Source organism: Georgenia sp. M64 (assembly GCF_038049925.1).
Lineage (GTDB): Bacteria > Actinomycetota > Actinomycetes > Actinomycetales > Actinomycetaceae > Georgenia.
Window position 1 is genome coordinate 2,651,558 of sequence record NZ_CP145809.1, and the last position, 21,591, is coordinate 2,673,148.

Below are 21,591 nucleotides of genomic sequence, written 5' to 3' on the forward strand. Positions count from 1 at the left end.
CTCGCCTGACTGCCAAAACCTTCCGCGCTCGCCCACGGAGGGCGACGATGGGCCCCGGAGGAGATGCCCATGAGCGACCAGCCGGCCATCGTCGCGACCGACCTGTCCTTCTCCTACGGCGACCACCGTGCGGTGGACGGGGTGACCTTCGCGGTCGCGCCGGGCGAGATCCTCGGCTTCCTCGGCCCCAACGGCGCAGGCAAGTCCACCACGATCAAGATGCTCACCGGCCAGCTGCCGCCGGGTGGTGGCACGGTCGAGGTCCTCGGCCTGCCGATGCCTGCGCGCCGCACCGAGATCCAGTCGCGGATCGGGGTCTGCTTCGAGGAGAAGAACCTCTACCCGGCCATGAGCGCAGCGGAGAACCTGCGCTTCTTCGCGCGGCTCTTCGGCATCCGCGGCTTCGACCCGGCCCCGCTGCTGGAGCGGGTCGGGCTCGCCGAGCGCGCGAAGGACCGGGTGTCCGACTTCTCCAACGGCATGCGCCAGCGCCTGATGATGGCCCGCGCCCTGGTCAACACCCCGGACGTGCTCTTCCTCGACGAGCCCACCGACGGACTGGACCCGGTCTCGGCACGAACCATCCGAGCCCTCGTCGTGGAGGAGACCCGGCGCGGTGCCGCCGTCCTGCTCACCACCCACGACATGGTCGAGGCCGACGAGCTCTCCGACCGGGTGGCCTTCATCAACGCCGGGCGCGTCCTCGTCCTGGACACCCCCGAGCGCCTCAAGCTCGCGCACGGCGAGCGCTCGGTCCGGGTGCGCAGCCTCGGCTCCGACGGCGCCGTGGCCGAGCACCTGGTCCCCCTCGACGCCGCGGACACCGCCGAGCGCATCGGCGCCGCCGTGAGCGCCGGGGAGGTGCTCACCGTCCACACCGAGGAGGCCACGCTCGAGGACATCTTCGTCCTCTACGCCGGCCGGGGGCTGGCGTCGTGAACGCCGCCATCGTCACCGCCATCCTCCGCAAGGACCTCGCCGCCTTCCGCCGGGACCGGTTCTACGTCCTCATCACCGCCGCCTCGGTGGTGCTCTACCCGCTGGTGTTCTGGCTGCTGCCGGCCACGGTGGACGAGACGATCAGCCTGGGCGTCGCGCCGGGTGAGGTCCGTGAGCTCCTCGGCGGGGACGCGGCCGCGCAGGGCGGCCTCGACATCGTCGCGTTCGACGACGTCGCCGCCCTCGAGGGCGCGGTCGACGACGGCGACCTCGTGGCCGGCCTGGCGTTCCCCGCCGACTTCGTCGAGGCGACCGCGGCCGGCGAGCGCACCTCCGTGACGCTCCTCCTCAGCGCCGCGACGCCACCGGAGCTGAGCGGGACGATGCGCGCGTTCGTCGGGGAGATCGCCTACGCCGTCGCCGGGCAGGCCCCGCCGGTCGACCCCCGCACGGAGATCGTCGTCCTGGGCGAGGACCGCGCCGGGGACCAGGTCACGCTGCGCGAGCAGCTGCGCCCCCTGCTGGCGTTCCTCGTCCTGCTCACCGAGACCCTGGCCCTCGCGGCGCTCGTCGCCGCGGAGGTGCAGCAGCGCACCGTCACCGCGGTGCTCGTGACGCCCGCGACCACGACCGACTTCCTCGCCGCCAAGGGGATCCTCGGCACGGCCATGGCATTCGTCGAGGCGGTCCTCATCACCGCGCTCATCGGCGGCCTCGCCACCGGCGCCCCCATCCTGCTCCTCGCCCTGCTCCTGGGCGCCATGCTCGTCACCGGGTTCGGGATGATCGCCGGCGCCTTCGGTCGGGACTTCATGACCGTGCTCTTCCTGTCGGTGGTGTTCATGGTGCCGCTCATGATCCCCGGCTTCGCCGCCCTCTTCCCCGGCAGCGCGTCGGGCTGGGTGCAGGCGCTGCCGTCCTTCCCCCTCGTGGACACGATCGTGCGCGTCACGACCCAGGGCGCCGGGTGGTCCGACGTCGCCGGGTCGCTGCTGCTGCTGGCGGGGTGGTGCGTGGCTTCGTTCGCCGTCGGGGCACTCGTCCTGGGCCGGAAGGTGGCGCGGCTGTGAACGCGTCCGCGCACGCCGTGCGGGCAGACGCCGCGGCCGCCGCGCGGACGGGGTTCAGCCTCGGCCGCGCGCTGCGCGTGACGGAGAAGGACCTCCGGCTGGGGCCGCGGTCGCCCATCTTCCTGTGGGCGATCGTCCTGCCGGTGGTGCTCACGTTCGTGCTCACCGCCGTCTTCGGCACCCTGTTCGCCGCACCGCCGCGCCTGGGGATCGTCGACGCCGTCGGCTCGGCCGTCACCTCGGCCCTGCGCGACGCCGAGGGCCTGGTCGTGGTCGAGCTCGACGACGAGACCGAGCTGCGCGGGGCCGTCGAGGCGCACGACGTCGACGCCGGCCTGGTGCTGGGCGCCGGGTTCGACGAGACGCTCGCCGCGGGCGGTCAGCCCGAGATGGAGTTCTTCGTCTCCGGCTCGTCCCTGACGTCGGACCGGGTGATCCTCGGGGTGACCACGGTGTCGGTGCTGCGCGAGCAGGCCGGGCAGAGCCCACCGGTCGACGTCGTCGTCACCCAGGTGGGCGACGCGGACTTCGTCCCGGTCGAGGACCGGCTGCTGCCGCTCATCGTGTTCTACGCCGTCGTCATCGCCGGCATGTTCCTGCCGGCGGCGTCCCTCGTGGACGAGCGGGAGAAGCGCACGCTCGACGCCCTCCTCGTCACCCCCACCCGGATGTCGGAGGTGCTGCTGGGCAAGGGGGTCCTCGGTGTCTCGCTGGCGATGGCGATGGGGGTGATCACGCTCTGGCTCAACGGCGCGCTCACCGGACGAGGGCCGGGACTCGTGGTCTTCCTCCTCCTCGGCGCCGTCATGGTCGCCGAGATCGGGCTCGTCCTGGGCTGCTGGGCGCGCGACAGCAACACCCTCTTCAGCGCCATCAAGGGCGGCGGGCTGCTCATCGCCCTGCCGGCGTTCTTCTTCCTGTTCCCCGCCCTGCCGCAGTGGGTCGCCCGGCTGGTGCCGACGTACTATTTCCTCGGCCCGATCTACGAGATGGCGAACGCCGGGACGACGCTGGGCGACCACCTGGGCGACCTCGCGATCGGCGTGGCGGTGTGCGTGCTCCTCGCGCCCGCCGTCGTCGCGATGGGCCGGCGGACCGAGCGGCGCGCCGCCATCACGATGTGACGGGCGCCGGCCCCAGCCCGCCGCCCGCGCCGGCCGCCGGCGCGCACGCCTGGACGTGCCCGGGCGCTCAGGTGCTGGGCCAGAGAACCATCGGCCGGGTGTACGTCTCCGCCCACGGCGCCTCGCCGTGCCCGGACCGCTGCCAGCCCTCGGCCGTCAGCCGGGTACGCAGCTCGCTGAGCGCCTCGTCCATGCCGGGCGCCCACGCCTCCTGGGGCGTCATCGAGTCGGGCAGCCCACGAACACGCGGGAAGGTCGCGCTCCTGATCTCGTAGTTTCCCCAGCGCGGGTCCGTGCTCTGCGCCCGGCCGACGAACCGGCTGTACGCGTTGCCGCTCTGCGACGCGAGGGTAGCCAGGACCGCGACCCACCAGCCGGCTCTGTTGACGTCCTCGAGCTCGATCTGGAGGGTGTCGTGGTCGGCGCCCACCGGGAGCCACGACCGCGTGGCATCGTCGAACCACCCGCGCCCGTCCTCGGAGTAGTGGCCCGGGCCCTGCGGCGGACCGGTCCGCTCCGCGGTGAGTCGGCTCATCATGTCCATCACCTCGGGGTCAACGCTCCTCCCGTCCCGTAGCCGGACCGAGAGTCCTACGTCCTGACGTCGCGGACGCCGGCCCAGTGCTCCGGGCGCCCCAGGTGCGGCGCGACCCTCGTCGCCCCGTCGCCCTGCGCGGCGGCGAGCTGCGGGCCGGTGAGGAACAGGGTCTCCCTGAGGTCGGCGCCGGCGAGACGGGCACCGCGCAGGTCCGCGCCGAGGACGTCCGCGGCCCGCATATCCGCCTCGCGCAGGTCCGCACCGACGAGCACGGCGCCCCGCAGGTCCGCACCGCGCAGGTCCGCCCCGGCGAGCCGCGCGCCCACGAGGTCCGCCCGGCGGAGGTCCCGCCCGGTCGGCACGTCCCGGGCCCGACGTGCCCGCGCCTCGTCCACCGGCACGTCCCGCAGGTAGGCCGCTCGCACGTGCGCGCTCACCCGGTCCAGGAGCTCCCCCACGGCGCCCCGGCGGGCGGCGACGTCGAGCGCGAGGATCGTCGACGGTGCGCCCCGGGTGAGCGCGTCGACGGCACCGAACGCGCGGTCGGCCTCGTCGGCGAGGGCCGGCGGGACGGCCAGCCGTCGCGCCTCGTCGAGGTGTCGCAGCATCTCGTGGAGCTGGCGCACCACGACGAAGACGGCGAACATCTCCTCCGCGTCGCCGGCGCGCCAGTCCCGCCCGCCGTAGGTCAGCCGGGCGACCTTCTGCCCGGCGCCGAAGCAGTCGTACACGGTGCAGCCGGGGAACCCCTTCTCGCGCAGCCGGGCGTGGATCCCACAGCCGTGGTCCGCCCGCAGGTTCGGGCAGGGCACGCCGGGCGCCTTGTCGATCGCGAAGTCCGCGGAGGCGACCAGCGGCAGGGCCACGCAGCACAGCGCGACGCACCGCGAGCAGTCGGCGGCCAGCTCGGTGGGGACGCCGCCCGCCACGGCCGGGGTGCCGGTCACGGTCGCCACCTCCTCAGCCAGGGTCCGCGAGCGCCCATCGTAGGCACCGGCCGAGTCGGTGCGGGGGCGCGCGCACGGGCCGCTGTCGCTGAGCTCAGCGAGTGGCGGCGTCGAGGAACCCCACGACCGTCGTGGTCCAGCCGTCGGGGTCGGCGCCCAGGCCGCCCATGTGGTCCGCGCCCTCCACCGTCCACACCGTGACCGCCCCGTGCTCGGCGAGGTCGGCGGCGGCCAGGGCCTCCTCCTCGACCGTGCCGGCCACGACGAGCAGCACCGGCCGCGGGGCCGTCTCGGCGACGGCGTCGCGCAGCGGCGGCGGCGGGGCGGCCGGGCTGAGCAGGTCGGCGGCCGCCGTGCGCACCACCTCGAGCGCCTCCTGCAGCGAGCCGCGCCACCCGTAGCCCTCGGAGAGCCAGCCGAGGTCGGCCGCCGTGCGCCCCGTCACACCCTCGGCGACGACGGCGCGGATCCGCTCGTCACCAGCGGCCGCGCCGATGACCTCCTCGCCGCCCATCGACAGCCCCACGGCGGCGATCCGCGCCGGGTCGACGTCGTCGCGGCCGGTCAGGTAGGTCACCGCGGCGCCGACGTCGGCGTCGCCGAACCAGCCCCACCGCATCCCGCGGCCGGAGCTCTCACCGTGCCCGCGGGCGTCGACGGCGAGCACGCCGTAGCCCGCCGCCGCCAGCACCTCGGCGTGGTCCACGACCGCCGCCCGGGACGAGCCGGACCCGTGCATGAGCACGACGGCGGCCCCCGTACCCGACGGGACGTACCACGCGGCGAGCCGGACGCCGTCGGCGGTGCGGAAGAAGACCTCCTCCGCCCCCGCCGGGGGTGCTGCGGTCCCGGCTGCGCTGCGCGGGGGCACGGAGGCGATGACCGGGGTCGTGAGCAGGTAGGCCCCGAGCAGGGACGCGACGGCGGCGACGAGCGCCACCGGTACCCGCCACCACCCCCGGCTCACGCGCACGAGCGCGAGCGTGCCGGCGACGACGAACACGACGCCCACGACTGCGACCGACAGCGCGAGGACGGCGCCGACGATCCCGACCCCGAGGCGGGGCAGGCCGATGCCCAGCCCGACGGCCGCGAGGACCGTCCCGAGGACGACGGCGAGCACCCCGAGCGCGGCCTGCCAGCGCCGCCGCCGCCACGAGCGGGGCCGACGCCAGCGGTGCCGGGCCCCGGACGTCCCGGACGTCCCGGACGCGAGCGCGCCGGCCGCGCGCCCACCCTGCGCCGTCGGCATCGCCGCCTCCTCGTGGGCCGGTTCCCGGACCCCTCAAGCGTGGGGGGACCGACCCGATCCCTCAAGGGACGAACGGCATGCGGTAGACCTGCCCCATGGACATCGACGACGTGCGCCACCGGCTGGACGAGTTCGCCGCGGAACGTGACTGGGCGCAGTTCCACACCCCGCGCAACCTCGTGCTCGCGCTCGTCGGCGAGGTCGGCGAGCTGGCGGAGCTCGTGCAGTGGCGCACCGACGAGCAGGTGCTGGCGTACGCCCGGACCGACGACGGGAAGGTGGCCCTCGCCGACGAGCTCGCCGACGTGTTCACCTACCTCGTCGGGGTGGCCGAGGCCGTGGGGATCGACCTCGACGACGCCGTCCACGCCAAGATCTCGAAGAACGCGCAGAAGTACCCGCCCGACCTCTCACGCGGTTCGAACGCGAAGTACACCGAGCTCGGCGGGGCCGGCTGAGCGGCGGGCGAAGGTCCGTGCGGGCGGCTCAGCCGACTCGCACCTCGGGCCCGACCCAGATGTCCGCGCCACGCGGGGCACGGGCCTGCCCGGTGCGCCGGACCACGACCGGCACGCGCGCAGGCGCGGGCGTGGGTGACGGCCGCCCGTGCCGCTGGCCGTCGTACCGGGCGCGGCGCCCGGGGTCGCGCAGGACCTCGTAGGCCGCCATGACACGCCCCAGCGCCCGGTCGTGCGCCGCGTCGCCCGACGGGCCGGCAGCCGCGCGGCTGTCCGGGTGGTGCTCACGCACGAGCGCGCGGTACGCGCGGCTGATCGCGTCCGCACCAGCGGCCGGGCCGACCCCCAGCACGCGGTAGAGGTCGGTGTCGTCAAGGTCGGTGTCGTCGAGGTCAGGGTTCACAGCCGGCCTTCCTGGGCATGCGGAAAGCGTCGCGCGGCACGGTTCTCCGTGCCGCGCGACGTGCCGTCCGTGCGCCGCGGAGGTGCCCGCTGGTGCGCCCAGCCGTCGGTGCCGGGTCCGTGCGGGCGCAGGGTGAGCGCGGGTGCGGCCGCGGCGCGCCATCGCCGGGCGGCCGCCGGCCGCCTGGTGGCTCCGCGGCCGGCGCGGAGGCGCTCCCGGGGCGGGTGAGGGCCGTCCCAGGCCTCCGCGACGATCTCGTCGAACTCGGCGCGCAGCAGGAGCTCGTCCTCGATCACCAGCTCGAGGAACGCCTCGTTCCGCGCGGTCGCGCCGCCGGGCACGACGGGCGACGTCGCTCGCTGCACGGTCATCGTCGATCCACCTGCCGGGTCCATCCGAAGACGTCCACGGTCACCGATCTGTGGTGACCGCCACACATTTCTTATAGCACCGCTAGGATCTGTTTTCAAGAGCCGCCGAAGGAGCACCCATGCCGCGCAGAGGGTCCCGCACGGCCGGGGAGGCCCGACCGGACCTCGGGCCCGGGGCCGATCCCGGGCCGGACCCCGCCCGTGGCGTGTACGGGATCTCGGTGGCGGCACAGCTCGTCGGGGCGGACCCCCAGAGCCTGCGCCTGTACGAGCGCCGGGGCCTCCTCGAGCCTGCCCGCACCCCGGGCGGGACCCGTCGCTACAGCGCGGACGACGTCACCCGGCTCGCCCGCATCGGCGCCCTCCTCGACGACGGTCTCAACCTCGCCGGCGTCTCCGCCGTCCTGGACCTCGAGGCCGACAACGCGCGCCTGCGGGCACGGCTGGACGCCCACGAGGCGGCCGAGGGATCGCCGGACGGCGGGCGGCCCGGGCGCTGAGTCAGGGCTGCGGCTCGAGGACGAACAGCGGGATCTCGCGCTCGGTGCGCTCCTGGTACGCGGCGTAGTCGGGGAAGACGGCCACCGCACGCTCCCACCACGCGGCCCGCTCGGCCCCGGTGAGCAGCCGGGCCCGCACGTCGACGACCTCCGGGCCGTCCTGCAGGCGCACCGCGGGGTCGGCGAGGAGGTTGTGGTACCAGGCGGGGTGGGCCGGGGCGCCGCCCTGGGAGGCGACGGCGAGGTAGGCGCCGTCGTGCTCGACCCGCATGACCGGCACCTTGCGGACCTTGCCGCTGCGCGCACCCCGCATGGTCATGACGACGACCGGCAGGTGCCCGCGCAGTGTGGTCCCGCGCGTCCCGCCCGAGGCCTCGTACTCCTCGACCTGCTCGCGCACCCACCGCTGCGGGCTCGGGCCGTACTCCATGTGTGCTCCCCTCGTCAGGGGAGCAGTCCATCACGCGGTGGCCTCCGTCCGCGCGGGCGCCACCACCCGTGGACGCCGCGAGCCCCGCGTGCGCCGGCCCGGTCGCGCGCCCGCCTCGTGCGGCTCCCACCGGAACCGCAGCGCGAGGACGACGAGACCGGCGACGGTCCAGGCCGCCAGGACCGCCAGGTGCGCCCACCCCGGGCCGGCGGCGCCGGGCGCGACGGCGTCGGTCATGGCCCGGGCGGCGTGCCGGAGGGGGAAGAACCAGCCGACGGCGTCGACCACCGGCGGGTAGGTCACCCCGACGACGAAGATGTCGGAGATGAACGACAGCGGCAGCAGCGTGCCGAGCGCGACGCCGACGGCGCCCTGCGCCGTGTGCACGAGCGAGGCGACCGCGACGCCGAGCACCGCGAGGCAGACGGTCGCGAGCACGAACGTCCCCAGCGCCACCGCCCAGCCCGGCGGCAGTGGGGTGGCGAACACCACCCGCGCCAGGACGGCGATGAGCGCGAGCGTGAGGAGGGCGACGACGAGCGCGCCGGCCACCCGCCCGGTGAGCATCGCCCAGGTCGGCAGCGGGGTGCCGCGCACCCGCTTGAGGGCGCCTCGCTCGCGGTCCTCGGCCAGGGTCGAGGGCATGTTGACGTATGCCGTCACCGCGGCCCCGTAGACGGCCATCGTCGCGGCGTAGAAGACCCCCAGCTGCTGACCGTCGTCCATGACGAGGTCACCGCCGCCGTTGACCGTCGGCACGACGGCGACGAGGACGACCGGGAAGACCACCGCGAAGAACACTGCCGAGGAGTCGCGCCACAGCGTCGCCCAGGTGTGCGCGACCTGCCCGCCGAGCAGGGCGGCCGCGGACGGAGGAGCCGCGCGTCGCGACACGGCGTCGCCGGGCCGCGCACGGACCCGCCGCGTCCTCGCCGTCGCCTCGGGGCGGCCCGGCCGCAGCGCCCACGCGGCCATCGCGGCGCCGGCCACGCCCCACGCCGCCAGGGCGCCGAGGTGGTCGAGCTGGAACCCCGAACCCGTGAGGAAGGGGTTGAGCGCGTCCCCGAGGAGCGCCACGAGGTGCTTGAGCGGGAAGGCCCACCCGAGCGACTCCATCCAGGCGGGCATCTGCCCGCCGACCATGAAGATGTCGGAGACGAACGCCAGAGGGATGACGATCCCGTTGGTCACCGCGAGGGTCGCCTGCGGGGTGGGCAGCAGCAGCGCGAGGGCCAGGCCGCACATGCTGAAGGTCAGCGAGGCCACCGCGAGGGTGACGACGACGGCGAGGACGGTCCGGCCGAGGATCTGGACGCCGTAGAAGGCCGCGCCGGTGCCCAGGACGAGCGCGCACGCGAGGAGCCCGAGGAGGACCGCGGCCCCGACCCGGCCGCCGAGGAGCGCCCAGCGCGGCAGCGGCGTCCCGCCCTGCCGCTTGAGGACCCCGGTGGCCCGTGCCTCGGCCAGGCCCACGGCGAGGAAGGAGAAGCTCGCCATGACCACCCCGAACGACGCCATCCCGGGGGCGAGGAACTGCGCCAGGCGCACCCCGCCGCGCGCGTCGACGGTCTCGTTGCCGAGGAGCGCGGCGAGCAGGACGAAGAAGGCCAGCGGGAACGCCACGGAGAGGATGAGGGTGATCGGCGTGCGCAGCAGGGTGGCCAGCTCGTGCCGGACCTGGCGCGCGAGGATCCCGGCGTCGCGGCCCATCAGGTCACCGGCCCCCCGGCCCGCTCCCCCACGAGGTCGAGGTAGACGTCCTCGAGGCTCGGTCGGACCAGCGCGAGGTCGGCGAGCTCGACGCCGCGCCCGAGCGCCCAGGAGGCGAGGGCCGCGACGTCCGCCGTCGCGGAGCGGGTGCGCACCTCGACGACGTCACCCACCTGCCGCCGGTCGACCCCGAGGGACGGCAGCTCCCCCACCCCCGTCCCGGGCGGGAGCCGGAAGGAGATGACCGGGGCGAGACCGGCCGCCGTGGCGAGCTCGGCGGGCGTGCCCGCCGCGACGACCCGCCCGTGGTCGACGACGACGACGCGGTCGGCCAGGTGCTCGGCCTCGTCGAGGTAGTGGGTGGTGAGCAGGATCGTCGCGCCCAGGTCGCGCAGGCGGTCCACGAGCTCCCAGGCGCGGCGCCGCGCCGAGGGGTCGAACCCGGTGGTGGGCTCGTCGAGGAAGAGCATCTCGGGCCGGCCGACGATCCCCAGGGCCAGGTCGAGCCTCCGCCGCTGCCCGCCCGAGAGGGTCCGCACCCGTGCGTCGGCCTTCTCCTCCAGGCCGGTCAGGGCGAGGACCTCGTCGACGGCGCGCGGGCGGGGGTAGTACCCGGCGTGGAGCCGGACGAGCTCGCGGGGGGTGAACAGCTCCTCGAAGCCGGCCTCCTGGAGCACGACGCCGATGCGCTCGCGGAGCTCGCGACCGCCGGTCTGCGGGTCCGTGCCGAGCACCCGCACCGTGCCGGCGTCGCGGCGGCGGTACCCCTCGAGGATCTCCACCACGGTGGTCTTGCCGGCGCCGTTGGGACCGAGCAGCGCCACCACCTCACCGTTGTCGATGGTGAGGTCGAGCCCGTCGACGGCGGTGACGTCGCCGTAGACCTTGCGCAGTCCCTCGACCTCCACGGCCGCCATCGGTCCTCCTGCCCGCCCACCACCAGCCTCCGCCCGCCGGGCGCCCGGCGGCCAGGCACCGAGGTCCCAGGTCACGGCTAGGGTGGTACGCGAGGACAAGGGGGCAGGCCGTGCCGTTCGCCGACGAGCTCATCGGGCCCGGCACCGCCCGGGCGCTGCGCGACGCCGTCCGGGCAGCCGGTGCGTCCCGTGTCGACGGCGCGTCCGCCGGCCCGCTCGACGAGGCGGTCCACGCCCTGGGCCCGCTCCCCCTGCGCGCACGCAGCGACCTCCTCCGGGACGCGCTCCTGGCCGAGGTCCCGGGCGACCTCGCGACGCTCGCCGTCACGGTCAGGCGGGCCGCCGGGGACCCCGGGTTCACCGGGTGGCTCATCTGGCCCGTCACCACCGCCGTCGCCCGGCGGGCGATCGAGGACGGCGCACCGGCGGCGCTCGACGACGCCCTGCGCCTGCTCGCCGAGCTCACCCCGCGGCTGACGTCGGAGTTCGCGCTGCGCCCGCTCCTGCGCCACGACCTGCCCCGCACCCTGGCCGCCGCCGCCCGCTGGACGTCCGACCCCGACCCGCACGTGCGCCGGTTGGCGAGCGAGGGCACCCGGCCCTACCTGTCGTGGGCCGTCCGGGTCCCGGCCCTGGTGGCCGCGCCGGTGACCGTCCCGCTCCTGGACGCCCTCTACCGCGACGAGTCGGAGATGGTCCGGCGATCGGTGGCGAACCACCTCAACGACCTCAGCCGGCACGCGCCGGAGGTCGCGGTCGAGGTGGCCGGGCGGTGGTCGGCGGCACCGGCACCGCACACGTCCGCCGTCGTCCGCCACGCGATGCGCACGCTCGTCAGGCGCGGCGACCCCGGCGCGCTCGCCCTGCTCGGCTTCGGCGGCGCGGCCGCCGAGGTGAGCGGGCCGGTCCTCGACCGGACCGCCCTCGCCCGGGGCGAGACGCTGACCTTCACCGCCACCGTCACGAACCCCGGCCCGGGCACCGCACGGCTGTCCGTGGACTACGTCGTCCACTACCGCAAGGCCGACGGCACGCTGCGCCCGAAGACCTTCAAGCTCAGGCAGGTGGTCCTCGACGCCGGCGAGTCGGTCGAGGTGACCCGGCGCCACGCCTTCCGCGACCTCAGCACCCGGCGCCACCACCCCGGTGAGCACCGCCTCGGGCTGCTCGTCAACGGACGCGCCACCGACACGGCCGACTTCACGCTCACGTGAGGGCCGTACCCGGGCCCACGGCGGGCGGGCCGGCCCCACGGGAGGGCCGAGAAGCACGAAGCCCGGCTCCTCGGGCAGAGGATCCGGGCTTGTCGACACCGATCTGTGGAGCTAGAGGGATTCGAACCCTCGACCTCTTCCATGCCATGGAAGCGCGCTACCAACTGCGCCATAGCCCCGCTGCCCCGTGGGGCGTGGACTACTTTAGGCCATCGGTGGGGCCCAACACCAAATCGGTCCGCCCCGCTCCGGCGTGACCCTCACCACGGGAGACCGCCCGGCGTGTCGGCGGTCTACCGTGTGGGACATGAGCGAGAGCACCAGTGCCGCGGAGGAACGCGCGATCGCCTACGCGCAGCACCTGTTCGACCTCGCCCGGGACGGCGACGCCGCCGCACTGCGGACGGCCCTGGACGCCGGGGTGCCGGTGAACCTCACCAACGCCAACGGCGACACGCTCCTCATCCTCGCCGCGTACCACCGCCACGGGGACGTCGTGCGGGTCCTCCTCGACCACGGCGCGGACGTCCACCGGCACAACGACCGCGGCCAGAACGCGCTCGTCTCGGCGGTCTTCCAGCAGGACGCCCCGGTCGTGCGGATGCTCCTCGACGCCGGCGCCGACCCGGCCGCAGGCACCCCGTCGGCCGTCGACACGGCCCGGGCGTTCGGCCTGCCCGCGATGGCCGAGCTGCTCGAGGAGCACCGGCCCTCGCCGTGAGGACGAGCCGGTCCTGACGACGGGCGAGGACGGGCCCTCAGTCCAGACCGAGGTTGTAGGCGCTCAGGCGCCAGACGGGCTCCCGGCCGGGGTTGGGGTGCATGAGGGTCCAGGCGCAGTTCTCGAGGCCGGTCAGCCCGAACCACTCCATGGGGTCCAGGCCCATGAGCACGGTCTGCCCCAGCGTGATCGCGGCGCCGTGCGCGACGACGACGAGGGTGTCGTGCTCGCCGAGATCGGCGGCTGCCTCGGCGACGGCCTGCGCGACGCGTGCGCCGCAGTCGCCGCGGGTCTCCGCACCGACGCCGTCGGGCTCACGGCCGCGGCGCCACGCCTGGAAGGCGTCGGGCCAGCCCTGCTTGATCTCGTCCTGGGTCAGGCCCTCCCACGCGCCGAAGCTGCGCTCGCGCAGCCGGGGGTCCGCGATGGGGACGATGCCCGTGAGGTCGGCGAGGGCCTTGGCCGTCTCGGTCGCGCGCGCGAGGTCGGAGGTGATGATGCGGGTGGGCTCGAGCCCGGTCAGTGCGGTCGCCGCCAGGGTGGCCTGTCGGCGGCCGTCGTCGTTGAGGCCGATGTCCACCTGGCCCTGGAGACGATGATCCTTGTTGAAGTCGGTCTGGCCGTGGCGCCACAGGACGACCGTGCCGGCGGTCATGAGTCGCCGGCCTCGTCCTCCGCAGCGGCGTAGAGGTCGGCGGGGAGCTCGACGACCGGGCAGTCCTTCCAGAGGCGCTCGAGCGCGTAGTACTCGCGGTCCTCCTCGTGCTGGACGTGCACGACGATGTCGGCGTAGTCCATGAGCACCCAGCGGGCCTCGGTGACACCCTCCTTGCGGACGGTCCGCGCCCCCTCCTTGTGGAGGGCCTCGTCGATGGCCTCGACGATGGACTTGACCTGGCGCTCGTTGCTGCCGGACACCACGAGGAAGACGTCGGTGAGCACGAGCCGCTCGCTCACGTCGAGCGCGATGATCTCCTTGGCCTTCTTGTCGGCCGCGGCGCGCGCGGCCACGACGGCGAGGTGGCGCGACTTGTCGTCAGCGGACACGGGACTCCTCAGAATGGGACGGGACTGAAGAGCGATCCTACGGGACCGTCACCACGCCCACACCGCCGGCGCCGCTCGCTGTGTCGCGCATCACCGCCGCCGCGGCCGGGCCGGCCTCGGCCGCCCCGGCCGGGTCCCGGAAGGCGAGCAGGCCGATGAGCAGACCGATGATGACGGCGGCCAGCACGAGCGCGACGATGCGCACCACCGACGCGGCAGGGTTGCGCGGACGCATCTCCTCGACGTAGGCGGCGTCGTCCTCGACCTCTGCGGCGCTGGCCGCCGAGACCGCGTCGGCGACCGCGCCCATCCGCTCACGCACCGATCGCCGGGGCGCCGGCTGCCGCCGGGCCCGACGGCTGGTGGTGGCCTCCGCCTCGTCGGGCGAGGAGCCCGAGGCGGCCGTGAAGCCGCTCACCGGTGACCAGTTCGGGCGCAGCGGCGCGTCGTCGTCGTCCTCCGCCGCGAGGGCGGCCGCGGCGTAGGCCTCGGGGCTGCTCGTCGCCGAGCGGGCCGAGCCCGCCGAGACCGGCGGCATCGCGACGGTGCGGTCGAGCTCGGAGACGGCGTCCGGCGACGACGCCGACACCGCCGACCACCGTGGCGCGGCGAAGCCGCCGGTCGCCGTGCGGGGCTCGCCGCCCGGGGCGCGCGTGCCCTCCGCCGTCCGGTCGCCCTGCTCCGGCAGGAGCTCGTCCTCAGGCTCGGTGGTGGACGCCGCCTCGGGCTCGGCGGCGTGCTCCGCGAGGTGGTCCTCCACGCGGATCGTGTGCTCGTCGTCGGGCACCACGGGCAGGGAGACGGCGGACTCCCAGGACACCGGGTCGGCGCTGACCTCGGGCGCGGGCTCGGGCGCGGGCTCGGGGGCGGACGCAGGGCGCGGCACGTCGCCGGTGCGGGCGGCGGGGGCCGTCTCGGGCCCCGCTGCCGTCACGGGCTGGACGCCGGTGATCGTCCCGGTGGAGTCGAGCGTCCGCACCCCCTTGGCCATCGGGGGCGTCCGCACGACGGGCCGGCGCACGACGGAGCGCTGGGCGGGCCGCCGGTCGGCGGGGCCGGCCGGCTCGTCGGCGCCCGCGGCTGGCGGGCCGGACGACCCCGGGCGCTGCGCGCCCTCCTCGTCACCGTGGTCGGCCTGGTCGCCCTGGTCGGCTTCGACGGGGTCGCGCGAGGCGGCGCCGGCGAGCCGGAGCGCCTCCTCGGGCGCGAGCTGTCGGCCGTCCTCGCCGACGAGCGGCAGCTCACCGGTGGCGATCGCCTCCAGGCGCGCCTGCTCCTCCAGGGCACGGCGACGCATCTCCTTGCGGGTGACGCGCACCTGGCCGGCGGCCTCGGCCGCGCGCCGTGCCTCCTCCTGCGCCTGCCGCCGGCGGCGGCGCTCCCCGCGGCTCTCCTGCTGCTCGCTCACTGCTCGGCCCCCACGGCACGCCGGGGCGGGAGTCCCGCCGTCGCGCCCTCGTTCCTGCTGCCCGTCCGCCCGTGGGGCGCCGCCCCGTCGCGGTACAGGCCGTACTTGTTGATGTACTGCACCACACCGTCGGGCACGAGGTACCAGACGGGCTGGCCGGCCGCGACGCGCGCGCGGCAGTCGGTGGAGGAGATCGCCATCGCGGGGACCTCCATGAGCGAGACGCCCGACGAGGGCAGCGCGCCGAGGTCGAGCTCGTGCCCGGGTCGCGTCACCCCCACGAAGTGGGCGAGCGACCACAGCTCGTCCGCGTCCTTCCACGTGAGGATCTCGGGCAGGACGTCGGCGCCGGTGATGAAGTAGAGCTCGACGTCGGGCAGCTGGGCGTGCAGCCGGCGCAACGTGTCGATGGTGTAGGTGGTGCCGGGCCGGTCGATCTCCGCCCGCGAGACGGTGAACCGCGGGTTCGACGCCGTCGCCACCACGGTCATGAGGTAGCGGTGCTCGGCCTCGGTGACCTCACGGTCGACCTTGAACGGCTGGATGCCCGTGGGCACGAAGATGACCTCGTCCAGCCCGAAGGTGTTCGAGACCTCGCTGGCGGCGACGAGGTGCCCGTGGTGCACCGGGTCGAAGGTGCCACCCATGACACCGACCCGGCGCTTCGCGCGGTCCTTCATCGCGTCCGGCACGGGCTCAGCGGTGGCGGGTACGGATGTTGCGGAACCCGTAGACGAAGAGCAGCAGCACGAGGAAGGCCACCAGGGTGATCCCGCCGAGCAGGTACGGGCTGACCTCCGCCGCCTCGGCGGCGTGCTCGGCCTCCTGGGCGGCGAACGTCATGAGCGAGCTCTTCATCGAAGATCCTTCCGAACCACGGTCCTGAGAGGGGCCAGTCTTGCACGGTCGGCGCCTCGTCGTGGAGGACGCTCGCGGGCCGGGCGCCGGTGCCGCGGCCGCGTCGTGGGCCCTGGCCCGGACGACGTCGCAGGTGGTGCGTCAGGGCCGCGTGGGGAACCCGCGCCGTGCGAGCAAGATCACCACGAGGCAGGCGAGAAGCACGCCCGCGGCGAGGAGCGGAACGGCCCCGACGCCGGCCGAGCCCACGACGACGCCACCCAGGGCCGCGCCGACGGCGATGCCCAGGTTCGACGTGCCGTTGACCAGGGCGCCGGCGATGTCCGGGCCGACGTCCCCGGTCCGGAGCGCGGCCGCCTGGGTCAGGGTCGGCACCGAGCCCATCGCCGCGGACCACAGCACCGCCGCCGCGACCACCCAGCCCAGCGAGTCCTGCCCGAGCCACAGGCCGACGAGCGCGAGGACCATCGCCGTGAGGGTGGTGAGCAGCCCCGCCCGGGGCCGACGGTCGACGAAGAGCGCCGCCCCCCAGACCCCGATGATGCCGACGCCGCCGAGCAGGAGGAGAACCGGACCGACCTGGTTCTCCCGTGCGCCGGCGGCGAGGAGCAGCGGGGCGATGTAGGTCCAGGCGGCGAAGTGGCCCAGGAAGACGAGGGCGTTGGCCCCGCCGACGGCGGTGATGGTCGGGCGCCACCACGACCGGGTCGGGCGAGGCCCGGTGCGCCGTGGCACGCCCTCGGCCGCGGGCAGCAGGAGGGCGACGACGACGGTCAGCGCGGCAGCCATCGCGGCCACCGTGACGAACGCGGGCCGCCAGCCGATCGCCGTCCCGATGGAGGTGGCCAGCGGCACGCCGAGGATGTTCCCCAGGGACGCGCCCGACAGGACGATCGTGATGGCGCGGCCGACGAGGAGCGGCGGCACCAGGCGCGGGCCGTACCCGATGGCGACCGAGAAGAACAGGGCGTGGGAGACCCCGCCCAGCGCGCGCCCGAGGGCGAGGGTGGCGAAGCCGGGGGCGAGCGCCACGAGGACGTTGCTCAGCGTGTACCCGACGAGGGTCGCCAGGAGCACCGGCTTGCGCGGGAGCCGCGCCGTCACCATGGTCATCGGCACCGCCAGGACGGCGACCATGACGGCGTAGACGGTCACCAGCAGGCCCGCGCGGCCCTCCCCCACACCGAGGTCGCGGCCGATCTGGGGCAGGAGCCCCACGGGCAGCATCTCGGTGGTGATGGCGACGAACACCGCCAGCGCGAGCGCGAGCAGGCCCGGCAGGGCCGGGCGCAGGCCGCGCGCCTCGGGCGACGCCGGAGGGCTGGTGGGCATGGACGACCTCTCGCTCGGCGGGCGATGACGAGAATATCCGCCGCCGTGGTCCGCTCCCCCGGGCCGGGCCCCTGCCGGCCTGTGCCGCTGGTCACCGTGCACTGGTCGCCGCGGCGCGGCTCAGGGCGCGCGGACCAGCCCCACCCCGCGGTCGGCGACGTCGACCCCCGGGGCCAGCGCCGTCACGTCGGCGCGGGCGAGCATCCGCGCCGCGACCGTGTCCGCCCGGTAGGGCAGCGCGGAGGCACCGACCTCCTCCCACCACAGAGCGGCGACGCCCGCGACGTGCGGGGTGGCCATCGACGTCCCGCTGAGCGAGACGAGCCCGCCGGTGCCCGCCTCGGCGGACAGCACGCCCACGCCCGGGCCGGCGATCGCCGGGAAGGTGTTGGAGAAGGGGGCGATCTCCAGCCCCTGAGCCCCCTGCGCCAGGGCCCCGGTGGAGACGACGCCGTCGGCGGCCGCCGGGAGGGAGACCCCGATCTCGTACTCGGGGTCGACCGTGCGCCGCGACTCGTTGCCGGCGGCCGCGACGAGGATCATGCCGGGGCCGAACGCGGCCTGCGAGCGCACGAGGCCCATGAGGGCGTCGAACATGCGCAGGTTGGCGCGGTAGCCCTCCAGGGCGGCGGAGGTGGCGAGGTCGGCGGGCCAGCCGTCGTCGACGAGGCGCTGGACCAGCCCGGGGAAGTCGAAGCCGAGGGACATCGAGGTGACCTGGGCGCCCTGCTCCAGCGCCCACTGGATGCCTCGGAAGATCATCTCCGAGGTGCCGCCGCCGTCGTCGCCGAGGACCTTGCCGATGAGTGCGCGGCCCACCCCCGGCGCCACACCGATCCGCGTGCCGCCGACGTCCCGGCCCAGGACCGTCCCGGCGCAGTGCGTGCCGTGCCCCTGGCTGTCGCCGTTGCCGGAGCCGGAGAAGTCCTCCTCGACGACGTCGACCCCGGCGAAGGCGGGGTGGGCGGCGTCGATCCCGGTGTCCAGCACCGCCACCGTGACGCCCGCGCCGGTGCGCGCGGAGACGTCGGCGCGCACCGCGGTCACCCCCCAGGTCGGTCCGGGGACGGCCGTGGCGGCGGGCCCGGCGGTGGGGACCGGGAAGATGAGCGAGGTCGGGATGACCGGGGCGACGGCGCGGACCTCGGGGTCCCGGGTGAGCTCACGCAGGTCGGACCGGTCCAGCTCGGCCGTCTCCACCGACGGCACCGCCGGACCGGGCTGCCCGCGCTCGGCCGCCGCACCGCGCCAGGGGTCGGCCGGACGGGCCAGGCTCATGTCCCGCAGGACGGTGTAGTGGCTCATGACCGCTCCTCGTCGTGGCTCATGACCGCTCCTCACGCTCGCCGGGTGGGGTCACCGTACGGCCGCGCGGCTCCCCCTGAACAGGGGTCGTCCCGACGGCTGGGTGCCCCGCGGCTCCGGGTTCTCAGGGCTCGAGCACCGCCCAGCCGTGCGCGGGTACCCGCGTGCCGGCCTCCCCCGCCGCCTCCGCGTGCCCGGCGACCACGGCGCCGGCGGCGGGGACCTCCGCCGGCTCGTCGGAGATGTTGAGCACGACGACGAGGCGGTTCTCGCCGTCACGGGCCTCGTACGCGAGGACCTCGTTGGACAGGGCGAGGCCGGCCGTGCGGGCGCGGTGCAGCCACGGGTGCCGGCGCCGCAGCGCGATGAGCTCCTGGTGGAGGTGGTAGGTCTCCCAGCCGTACGGGGCGAGGTCCGCCGGCCGCTGCGGAAGGGCGGGCCGGATCGCGTCGTCGCCGCCGAGGCGCTCCTCCTTGAGCCCCTCGAACGCCTGCTCGTCCCCGTAGTAGATCGACGGCGTCCCCCCGACGGTGAGGAGCACCACCAGCGCGTGGGCGAGGTGACGGCGGTCGGTCAGCCGGGTGGCGATGCGGGTGACGTCGTGGTTGCCGACGAAGGTCTGCGGGGCGAAGGTCCCGAGCATCTCCCCGTGGCGGGTGAGGGCGTGGTCGAGCTCGTAGAGGTTGGTGTCGTTGAGGGCGCTCCAGATCGCCTTCCACAGCTCGTACTGGGTGACCGAGTCGACCCCGGACCCCGCGACGAAGCCGGCGTAGTCGCCGTGGATGACCTCCCCGAGGAGGTAGGCCTCCGGATGGGCGGCGCGAACGCCGGGCAGCACCCGCTGCCAGAAGGGGAGCGGGACGGCGTAGGCGGCGTCGAGCCGCCAGCCGTCGAACCCGGCGCGGAGCCAGTGGTCCATCACCTCGGTCACCAGCTCCGCGACGCCGTCGTCGTCGTGGTCGAGGGCGACGAGGGCCTCGTGGCCCTCGAAGCTCTCGTGGACCGGCTCGCCGCCCCCGTCGGGCCAGGTGAGGCGGAAGAGCGCGGCCTCGGGCGCCGTCGGGCCGCCCTCGAGGGCCCGCAGGAAGAGCGGGTGCTGCGAGCCGACGTGGTTGAAGACCCCGTCGAGGACCACCTTGAGCCCGCGGTCGTGCGCGGCCGCGAGGAGCGCGTCGAGGTCGGCGCGGTCACCCAGGCGCGGGTCGACCTCGAAGTGGTCGATCGTGTCGTACCCGTGGCTGCGGGAGGTGAAGACCGGCCCGAGGAGCAGGCCCGAGACCCCGAGCTCCACGGCGTAGTCGAGCCACTCCACCAGGCGCGGCAGCCGGTGGGTGACCGGTGCGCCGTCCTCGAGGACCGGCTCGGCGCCGAGGGCCCCGAGGGGGTAGACGTGCCAGAAGATCGCGTGCTCGTGCCAGGTCGTCACGGGACGACATCCTCCCCCGGGCGACGCGGCTCCGCACTCCCGTCACCGCTCTTGCCCCGACCCGCGTGGTGGAGTTGGCTACCGGCATGGGCCAGGTACGCCAGCTCCGTGTCGTCGTCGAGGCCGAGGACTACGACGAGGCGGTCGCGTTCTTCCGCGACGTCCTCGGCATGCCGGAGCAGGAGGCCTACGCCGGCGAGGGAGGGGCGTCGGTGGTCATCCTCGACGCGGGCCGCGCGACCCTCGAGATCGCCAACCCGGCCCAGAAGCGGATGATCGACGACGTCGAGGTCGGCCGCCAGGTGGCCCCCCACATCCGGCTCGCGCTGGAGGTGGACGACTCGGCGGCGACCACCGAGCGGGCGGTGGCGGCGGGCGCGGAGCTGGTGGCCCCGCCGGTGCGCACGCCGTGGGACTCGCTCAACGCCCGGCTCGACGTCCCCGCCGGGCTGCACGTCACCCTCTTCACCGAGCTGGGGTGAGGTGAGCGTCGGAGGCGCTCCAGCTCACCGAGGTGGGGCGAGGAGCGTCAGAGGCGCTCGAGCCGGGGGCTGTTGAGGGCCACGCGACGCAGGTGGCCGCCGCCGAAGTCGATGACGACGGTGTCCGCCTCGAGGGTGACGACCCGGCCGACGCCGTGCCGTTCGTGGCACACGCGCTCGCCCACCGGGATGGGGTCACCGGGGCGCACCTCGGCCGCGCGCCCGGCGTTGAACGGGCTGTTGGGGAGGTAGTTCCGACCGGTCGGTGCATGTGAGGCCATGCCTCCATGGTCCCCCACCATGGCCCCTCGTGTGAACAGGGGATGTCTCACAGGTGGCACGTCCGGATCTGTCGGTCCGGTCGCGTCGGCCCGCTGCGCGAGAAAGGCGCAGGTCAGCGCGACGGATCGTGCCCGAGGGAGCGCAGCTTGGTCTCCCGGTCCGGGTCCGCCGCGTCCCCCTCCAGCAGGCCGCGGATCTCCTCCACGACCGAGCGCATGACGACGACGTCGTCGTCGCCCAGCTCCTCCCGCGGCCGCTCGAGCAGCTCGAGGAGGGCCCGGGAGCGCTCGGGGCCGGCATGGTCGGGCAGCGCCTCGACGTCCTGCCCGCCGGCGGTCGTGGTGAGCCACTCGCGCAGCTCCGGTGCGGTCATGGTGACGAGCCCGTGGAAGTCGTCCCACAGGGCGTCGTCGACGGCGGTCTCAGCCATGGTTCCCCCTCGCTGGTGTCCGGTGCGACGACCGTACGGTCCGGCGGGGCGACGCGCACGGCGGGGCGACGGGCGGCGCTCGGCCGCGACGTCGGCGCGCGTGGTGGAGGCGTCCCGTCAGGCGTGCGAGGGGGCGGTGGGGGCGTTCTGCAGCTCGAAGGTGAGCTCGTCGGGGTAGCAGTGGAACCACTCCTCGCCCGGCTCGTACGACCGGACGATCGGGTGGGCCGTGGTGCGGTGGTGGGCCGTCGCGTGCCGGTTCGGCGAGGAGTCGCAGCACCCGATGTGCCCGCACGCCTGGCAGGCGCGCAGGTGCACCCACGTCGCGCCGATCGGCAGGCAGTCCTCGCACCCCGGGGCGGCGTCCGGCACGACGTCGTGGTCGATGGTGTCGAGGTGGCTGCAGAAGGTCATCGGACAATGAGAG

The 21,591-nt window shown here is 75.1% G+C and carries 27 protein-coding genes and 1 tRNA gene; 8 read left to right on the forward strand and 20 right to left on the reverse strand.

Going from position 1 to position 21,591, the window contains the following annotated elements:
* Positions 1–69: 69 nt before the first annotated feature.
* From AAEM63_RS11890 to AAEM63_RS11900, 3 genes are read left to right on the forward strand one after another with little or no spacing between them, the layout of a single operon-like run.
* Positions 70–939 carry an ABC transporter ATP-binding protein gene (locus AAEM63_RS11890; RefSeq protein WP_341358488.1) on the forward strand — a complete coding sequence of 290 codons (870 nt, stop codon included), beginning with the start codon at positions 70–72 and terminating at the stop codon, positions 937–939.
* Positions 936–2,009 carry an ABC transporter permease gene (locus tag AAEM63_RS11895; RefSeq protein WP_341358489.1) on the forward strand — a complete coding sequence of 358 codons (1,074 nt, stop codon included), beginning with the start codon at positions 936–938 and terminating at the stop codon, positions 2,007–2,009. The genes AAEM63_RS11890 and AAEM63_RS11895 overlap by 4 nt, the downstream gene beginning before the upstream one ends.
* Positions 2,006–3,133: an ABC transporter permease gene (locus AAEM63_RS11900; protein ID WP_341358490.1), complete on the forward strand. Its 1,128-nt coding sequence runs from the start codon at positions 2,006–2,008 to the stop codon at positions 3,131–3,133. The genes AAEM63_RS11895 and AAEM63_RS11900 overlap by 4 nt, the downstream gene beginning before the upstream one ends.
* A 67-nt stretch (positions 3,134–3,200) precedes the next feature.
* On the opposite strand, the gene AAEM63_RS11905 is transcribed toward AAEM63_RS11900, so the two are convergent.
* The 3 genes from AAEM63_RS11905 to AAEM63_RS11915 all read right to left on the reverse strand — a co-directional run bounded on the left by AAEM63_RS11905 (position 3,201) and on the right by AAEM63_RS11915 (position 5,870).
* Positions 3,201–3,671, reverse strand: a complete 471-nt coding sequence (locus AAEM63_RS11905; RefSeq protein WP_341358491.1) for a hypothetical protein — start codon at positions 3,669–3,671, stop codon at positions 3,201–3,203.
* A gap of 53 nt (positions 3,672–3,724) precedes the next feature.
* Positions 3,725–4,618 carry a pentapeptide repeat-containing protein gene (locus AAEM63_RS11910; protein WP_341358492.1) on the reverse strand — a complete coding sequence of 298 codons (894 nt, stop codon included), beginning with the start codon at positions 4,616–4,618 and terminating at the stop codon, positions 3,725–3,727.
* A gap of 94 nt (positions 4,619–4,712) precedes the next feature.
* Complete coding sequence (locus AAEM63_RS11915; RefSeq protein WP_341358493.1) at positions 4,713–5,870, reverse strand: alpha/beta fold hydrolase; 1,158 nt, start codon at positions 5,868–5,870, stop codon at positions 4,713–4,715.
* A 95-nt stretch (positions 5,871–5,965) separates the two neighbouring features.
* On the opposite strand from AAEM63_RS11915, the gene AAEM63_RS11920 reads away from it, so the two are divergent.
* Complete coding sequence (locus tag AAEM63_RS11920) at positions 5,966–6,328, forward strand: nucleotide pyrophosphohydrolase (protein ID WP_341358494.1); 363 nt, start codon at positions 5,966–5,968, stop codon at positions 6,326–6,328.
* A 28-nt stretch (positions 6,329–6,356) separates the two neighbouring features.
* Here AAEM63_RS11920 and AAEM63_RS11925 read toward each other — a convergent pair whose 3' ends face one another.
* Both AAEM63_RS11925 and AAEM63_RS11930 read right to left on the reverse strand, forming a co-directional pair.
* Complete coding sequence (locus AAEM63_RS11925; protein WP_341358495.1) at positions 6,357–6,731, reverse strand: J domain-containing protein; 375 nt, start codon at positions 6,729–6,731, stop codon at positions 6,357–6,359.
* The gene (locus tag AAEM63_RS11930) at positions 6,728–7,102 is read right to left on the reverse strand and encodes a hypothetical protein (protein WP_341358496.1); all 375 of its coding nucleotides are present in this window, start codon (positions 7,100–7,102) and stop codon (positions 6,728–6,730) included. Before AAEM63_RS11930 ends, AAEM63_RS11925 begins: the two co-directional genes overlap by 4 nt.
* Before the next feature lie 119 nt (positions 7,103–7,221).
* On the opposite strand from AAEM63_RS11930, the gene AAEM63_RS11935 reads away from it, so the two are divergent.
* Positions 7,222–7,602: a MerR family transcriptional regulator gene (locus AAEM63_RS11935; protein ID WP_341358497.1), complete on the forward strand. Its 381-nt coding sequence runs from the start codon at positions 7,222–7,224 to the stop codon at positions 7,600–7,602.
* Between the two features lies 1 nt (position 7,603).
* Here AAEM63_RS11935 and AAEM63_RS11940 read toward each other — a convergent pair whose 3' ends face one another.
* The 3 genes from AAEM63_RS11940 to AAEM63_RS11950 are packed head-to-tail and all read right to left on the reverse strand — an operon-like array spanning position 7,604 to position 10,659.
* Positions 7,604–8,032, reverse strand: a complete 429-nt coding sequence (locus AAEM63_RS11940; protein WP_341358498.1) for a nitroreductase family deazaflavin-dependent oxidoreductase — start codon at positions 8,030–8,032, stop codon at positions 7,604–7,606.
* A gap of 30 nt (positions 8,033–8,062) precedes the next feature.
* Entirely contained in the window at positions 8,063–9,742 is a 1,680-nt protein-coding gene (locus AAEM63_RS11945) for an ABC transporter permease (protein ID WP_341358499.1), read from the reverse strand.
* Positions 9,742–10,659 carry an ABC transporter ATP-binding protein gene (locus AAEM63_RS11950; RefSeq protein ID WP_341358500.1) on the reverse strand — a complete coding sequence of 306 codons (918 nt, stop codon included), beginning with the start codon at positions 10,657–10,659 and terminating at the stop codon, positions 9,742–9,744. Before AAEM63_RS11950 ends, AAEM63_RS11945 begins: the two co-directional genes overlap by 1 nt.
* A 110-nt stretch (positions 10,660–10,769) precedes the next feature.
* Between AAEM63_RS11950 and AAEM63_RS11955 the strand changes: the two genes are divergently transcribed.
* On the forward strand, positions 10,770–11,873 hold the full coding sequence (locus AAEM63_RS11955) for a DNA alkylation repair protein (RefSeq protein WP_341358501.1): 1,104 nt from the start codon (positions 10,770–10,772) through the stop codon (positions 11,871–11,873).
* A gap of 106 nt (positions 11,874–11,979) precedes the next feature.
* Here the strand turns inward: AAEM63_RS11955 and AAEM63_RS11960 are convergent.
* Positions 11,980–12,052, reverse strand: a tRNA-Ala gene (locus AAEM63_RS11960).
* Between the two features lie 128 nt (positions 12,053–12,180).
* On the opposite strand from AAEM63_RS11960, the gene AAEM63_RS11965 reads away from it, so the two are divergent.
* A complete protein-coding gene (locus tag AAEM63_RS11965) occupies positions 12,181–12,594 on the forward strand; it encodes an ankyrin repeat domain-containing protein (protein WP_341358502.1) in 414 nt (137 codons plus the stop codon).
* A gap of 37 nt (positions 12,595–12,631) precedes the next feature.
* Here AAEM63_RS11965 and AAEM63_RS11970 read toward each other — a convergent pair whose 3' ends face one another.
* The 8 genes from AAEM63_RS11970 to AAEM63_RS12005 form a co-directional block, all read right to left on the reverse strand.
* Positions 12,632–13,249, reverse strand: coding sequence for a histidine phosphatase family protein (locus AAEM63_RS11970; RefSeq protein ID WP_341358503.1), 618 nt, complete (start codon positions 13,247–13,249; stop codon positions 12,632–12,634).
* A complete protein-coding gene (gene rsfS / locus AAEM63_RS11975; protein ID WP_123919908.1) occupies positions 13,246–13,641 on the reverse strand; it encodes a ribosome silencing factor in 396 nt (131 codons plus the stop codon). Before rsfS ends, AAEM63_RS11970 begins: the two co-directional genes overlap by 4 nt.
* Before the next feature lie 37 nt (positions 13,642–13,678).
* Positions 13,679–15,049, reverse strand: coding sequence for a hypothetical protein (locus tag AAEM63_RS11980; protein ID WP_341358504.1), 1,371 nt, complete (start codon positions 15,047–15,049; stop codon positions 13,679–13,681).
* Positions 15,046–15,696: a nicotinate-nucleotide adenylyltransferase gene (nadD, locus tag AAEM63_RS11985; protein ID WP_341361359.1), complete on the reverse strand. Its 651-nt coding sequence runs from the start codon at positions 15,694–15,696 to the stop codon at positions 15,046–15,048. The genes AAEM63_RS11980 and nadD overlap by 4 nt, the downstream gene beginning before the upstream one ends.
* Positions 15,697–15,745: 49 nt before the next feature.
* The gene (locus AAEM63_RS11990) at positions 15,746–15,907 is read right to left on the reverse strand and encodes a hypothetical protein (RefSeq protein WP_341358505.1); all 162 of its coding nucleotides are present in this window, start codon (positions 15,905–15,907) and stop codon (positions 15,746–15,748) included.
* Positions 15,908–16,048: 141 nt separating this feature from the next.
* Positions 16,049–17,239: an MFS transporter gene (locus AAEM63_RS11995; protein WP_341358506.1), complete on the reverse strand. Its 1,191-nt coding sequence runs from the start codon at positions 17,237–17,239 to the stop codon at positions 16,049–16,051.
* Between the two features lie 120 nt (positions 17,240–17,359).
* Positions 17,360–18,544: a S8 family serine peptidase gene (locus tag AAEM63_RS12000; protein ID WP_341358507.1), complete on the reverse strand. Its 1,185-nt coding sequence runs from the start codon at positions 18,542–18,544 to the stop codon at positions 17,360–17,362.
* 124 nt (positions 18,545–18,668) lie between these two features.
* On the reverse strand, positions 18,669–19,970 hold the full coding sequence (locus tag AAEM63_RS12005) for an alpha-amylase family glycosyl hydrolase (RefSeq protein WP_341358508.1): 1,302 nt from the start codon (positions 19,968–19,970) through the stop codon (positions 18,669–18,671).
* Between the two features lie 86 nt (positions 19,971–20,056).
* On the opposite strand from AAEM63_RS12005, the gene AAEM63_RS12010 reads away from it, so the two are divergent.
* Positions 20,057–20,452, forward strand: coding sequence for a VOC family protein (locus AAEM63_RS12010; RefSeq protein WP_341358509.1), 396 nt, complete (start codon positions 20,057–20,059; stop codon positions 20,450–20,452).
* A 47-nt stretch (positions 20,453–20,499) separates the two neighbouring features.
* Here the strand turns inward: AAEM63_RS12010 and AAEM63_RS12015 are convergent, their stop codons facing one another.
* The 3 genes from AAEM63_RS12015 to AAEM63_RS12025 all read right to left on the reverse strand — a co-directional run bounded on the left by AAEM63_RS12015 (position 20,500) and on the right by AAEM63_RS12025 (position 21,578).
* Complete coding sequence (locus tag AAEM63_RS12015) at positions 20,500–20,733, reverse strand: hypothetical protein (protein ID WP_123919922.1); 234 nt, start codon at positions 20,731–20,733, stop codon at positions 20,500–20,502.
* A 113-nt stretch (positions 20,734–20,846) separates the two neighbouring features.
* The gene (locus tag AAEM63_RS12020; RefSeq protein WP_341358510.1) at positions 20,847–21,164 is read right to left on the reverse strand and encodes a DUF3140 domain-containing protein; all 318 of its coding nucleotides are present in this window, start codon (positions 21,162–21,164) and stop codon (positions 20,847–20,849) included.
* Between the two features lie 117 nt (positions 21,165–21,281).
* Complete coding sequence (locus tag AAEM63_RS12025) at positions 21,282–21,578, reverse strand: UBP-type zinc finger domain-containing protein (protein WP_341358511.1); 297 nt, start codon at positions 21,576–21,578, stop codon at positions 21,282–21,284.
* Between the last annotated feature and the right edge of the window lie 13 nt (positions 21,579–21,591).